At 62.6% G+C, this 3,298-nt stretch carries 4 protein-coding genes and 1 pseudogene; 3 read left to right on the top strand and 2 right to left on the bottom strand.

Annotation, left to right across the window (positions count from 1 at the left end):
• Together HV744_RS36260 and HV744_RS36255 are read right to left on the bottom strand one after the other, a co-directional pair.
• Positions 1-162 (bottom strand): annotated as a pseudogene (locus tag HV744_RS36260) (phosphoadenylyl-sulfate reductase); the annotation flags it as partial.
• Positions 159-347, bottom strand: coding sequence for a hypothetical protein (locus HV744_RS36255; protein WP_175154042.1), 189 nt, complete (start codon positions 345-347; stop codon positions 159-161). The pseudogene HV744_RS36260 and the gene HV744_RS36255, both read right to left, overlap by 4 nt.
• Positions 348-799: 452 nt before the next feature.
• On the opposite strand from HV744_RS36255, the gene HV744_RS36250 reads away from it, so the two are divergent.
• From HV744_RS36250 to HV744_RS36240, 3 genes are all read left to right on the top strand, one after another.
• Positions 800-1,840, top strand: coding sequence for a sulfate ABC transporter substrate-binding protein (locus tag HV744_RS36250; RefSeq protein ID WP_175154041.1), 1,041 nt, complete (start codon positions 800-802; stop codon positions 1,838-1,840).
• A gap of 160 nt (positions 1,841-2,000) precedes the next feature.
• A complete protein-coding gene (gene cysT / locus HV744_RS36245) occupies positions 2,001-2,909 on the top strand; it encodes a sulfate ABC transporter permease subunit CysT (protein ID WP_175154040.1) in 909 nt (302 codons plus the stop codon).
• The coding region (locus HV744_RS36240; protein WP_484555900.1) for an ABC transporter permease family protein at positions 2,906-3,298 on the top strand (393 nt) is incomplete at its 3' end. The genes cysT and HV744_RS36240, both read left to right, overlap by 4 nt.

The raw sequence follows: 3,298 nt of genomic DNA, 5'->3' as shown, positions 1-3,298 counted from the left end.
GATCTTCACGCCGCGCGACAGGATCGCGTGCGTGAGCAGCATGTCTTCCGCTGCGAGGCTGCTGGCGAGCTTCACGTTCGCGTGACGCGCGGCGATCGAGTCGAGCAGCGCATCCAGGCGCGCGATCTTCGCAGCGAGTTGCGGTGTGATCTTTTCGTTCATGCCGAAGCCTTTTGTGCGGCAGCTTCACGACGACGGAACAGCGGCGACGATGCTTCCCAACGCGTATGCGGCAGTGCTTCCTGCCCGGCAATGTCAGCTTGATTCAGAAATTTGATGGCCCCTTGATATGCACCGTTCGAGGACGGTTGGGTGCGCGTGCATTCGATGGAAAGAGTCATGGGCATGCGGGCTATCTCCGTTAGGGGATCTGCCGGGCAGGAGTCAGTTGACGAGGTGCCCGGGCGGTGTGGCACATACTAGGCTCTGAGTCATGCGGGCGGAAGGCGCTGTCTGGCACAACTCCGTTTCCACTGCGAAACATTCATGCTGAACCCTCAACGGGCTCGCCAATTCACCAAGCCTCAGCCAATAGCCATCGTTTCTCTATAGAAACAGTCATACGCTTAAGACGGACTTTTTCAAGGAGTCCGTCCTTTCTATGATTCACCTCTCCGAAATGACAACGAGCCTCGGGTAACAGGTCGGGCGGTTTGCTTTTCATGAATTCGTATCCGCCATTGCCTCGCCAACTCGCACGATGACAACCACTCGATCAAACTTTCTCAGACCCAACGCGGATGCGATGCAAACACACGCTCTGACCTTGTTCCAACCAGCCACGACATGGAGAAGATAGATGCTCCATCAAGATACGACACTAACAGGCAAGTCCAGGAGACTATGCGTGGCACTCGCACTGGGCATCGCATCGGTAGTTGGTCCGATTGCCGATGCGCACGGCGCAGACACAACACTCCTGAACGTGTCATACGATTCGACGCGCGAACTGTATCGAGAGGTCAATCAGGCGTTCGGCAAGCAATGGCAGGCCAGCACCGGTGAACCGGTCACCTTCAGGCAGTCGCACGGCGGCTCGGGCGCACAGGCGCGCTCGGTGCTGGACGGGCTGCAGGCTGACGTCGTGACGTTCGCGCTCGCTTACGACATCGACGCGCTCACCGGCAAGGGGCTCATCGACAAGGACTGGCACAGGCGCCTGCCGGATAACGCGGCGCCGTACACGTCGACCATCGTGTTTCTCGTGCGCAAGGGCAACCCGAAGCACATCAAGGACTGGGACGACTTGATCAAGCCGGGGGTGTCGATCGTGACGCCAAATCCGAAGACCTCCGGCGGCGCACGCTGGAACTACCTGGCCGCGTGGGCCTATGCCGCTCATCTTCCGGGCGGCAACGACCAGAAGGCCAAGGAATTCGTCAGCAAGCTGTACAGGAACTCGGGCGTGCTCGACTCTAGCGGGCGCGGGGCCACGACCAGCTTCGCGCAGCGTGGCATCGGCGACGTGCTGATTGCGTGGGAAAACGAGGCGTTTCTGTCGGTGAAGGAGTTTGGCCCGGACAGGTTCGAGATCGTCGTGCCGTCGGCGAGCATCCTCGCCGAACCGCCGGTTGCCGTGGTGGACAAGGTCGTCGACAAACACGGCACGCGCAGGCTCGCCGAAGCGTATCTGAACTTCCTCTATAGCGATGAAGGTCAGCAGGTCGCTGCGAAGAACTTCTACCGGCCGCGTTCGAACAAGGTGCCGGCCGCGCTCACGTCAAAGTTTCCGAAGCTGAAGCTGTACACAGTGGACGACTCGTTCGGCGGCTGGGCGAACGCGCAGAAGACGCACTTCGCGGACGGCGGCGTATTCGATTCGATCTACCAGCCACGGTGATCCGGCCGCAAGGCGGCAACAGCACGGCAACAGCACGGCAACAGCAGGTCCGAGGCGGCAGGACCGGCCGGCGGCGCGGTGAAGTCCGGCATACGCGCCCTTGCGGCGCGCTTTCTGGCCAGACGGACCCACAAGATCTATCCCTGAAAGGGCATCCAGCATGACGACTTTGACCTTCCGAAAACCGGGCGCGTTGCCCGGTTTTGGCCTGACACTCGGCATCACGGTGGCCTATCTGAGCCTCGTCGTGCTGATCCCGCTGGCGGCGACCTTCCTGAAGACCGCCACCCTCGACGGGGAGCAGTTCGTGCGTGCGGTCACGTCGCCGCGCGTGCTCGCGTCGTACCGGCTGACGTTTTTTGCCGCGCTCGGCGGCGCGCTGATCAACGCGGTGTTCGGCTTTCTGGTCGCGTGGGTGCTGGTGCGCTACACGTTCCCGTTCAAGCGCATCGTCGATGCGGTGGTCGATCTGCCGTTCGCGCTGCCTACTTCGGTCGCCGGTATTTCTCTGGCGGCGGTGTATTCGGGCAACGGCTGGATCGGGCAGTTTCTCGAACCGCTCGGCATCAAGATCGCATTTACGCCGGCGGGCGTGCTGGTCGCGCTGACCTTCATCGGTTTGCCGTTCGTCGTGCGCACGGTGCAGCCGGTGCTCGAAGACTTCGAGCGCGAGCAGGAGGAGGCCGCTGCATGTCTCGGCGCGACGCGCTGGCTGACCTTCCGGCGTGTCGTGCTGCCGTCCGTGCTGCCGGCGCTCCTGACCGGCTTCGCATTGGCCTTCGCCCGCGCGCTCGGCGAATATGGCTCGGTGATCTTCATTGCCGGCAACGTGCCGATGAAGTCAGAAATCACGTCGCTGCTGATCATCACGAAGCTCGAACAGTATGACTATGCGGGCGCCACCGCGCTGGCCGTGGTCATGCTGGTCGTGTCGTTCCTGATGCTGCTCCTGATCAACATGCTGCAGTGGTACCTGCAACGGCGTACGAGCCGGGGCGCATCCGCAGCGGTGCGGCCTGCGGGTATCGGCGGCGCGAATGCCGTCGCAGCCGGGGGAGGGGCACAATGAGCCGCACTCCCGCCGCGCTTGCCTCGACGCCGCACAATAACGCCACGGCGCTGCGTCGTCCCGACCCCGTGACGGAGTCGCGCGCGGTGCGCTGGCTTCTGACCGGTATCGCGCTGCTGTTCCTCGCGCTGTTTCTGGTTGTGCCGCTTGCCGCGGTGTTCTATCAGGCCTTGAGCAAGGGCATCGGCCTTTACTTCGAGTCGCTCGCCGATCCCGACGCGCTGGCGGCGATCAAGCTGACCGTGATCACCGCCGCGATCGCGGTGCCGCTGAATCTCGTGTTCGGCCTCGTGGCCTCATGGTGTATCGCCAGGTTCGACTTCCGCGGCAAGGCGCTGCTGACCACGCTGATCGATCTGCCGTTCTCGGTCTCGCCGGTGATCTCGGGT

It is taken from the genome of Paraburkholderia ultramafica, from assembly GCF_902859915.1.
GTDB lineage: Bacteria > Pseudomonadota > Gammaproteobacteria > Burkholderiales > Burkholderiaceae > Paraburkholderia > Paraburkholderia ultramafica.
The sequence above is the reverse complement of the archived record's forward strand: the minus strand, read 5'-3'. Positions and strand labels throughout refer to the sequence as shown.

Coding starts and splice junctions, on each gene's coding strand:
- HV744_RS36250 (WP_175154041.1), top strand. CDS start 800: ATGCTCCATCAAGATACGACACTAACAGGCAAGTCCAGGAGACTATGC.
- HV744_RS36255 (WP_175154042.1), bottom strand. CDS start 347: ATGCCCATGACTCTTTCCATCGAATGCACGCGCACCCAACCGTCCTCG.
- cysT (WP_175154040.1), top strand. CDS start 2,001: ATGACGACTTTGACCTTCCGAAAACCGGGCGCGTTGCCCGGTTTTGGC.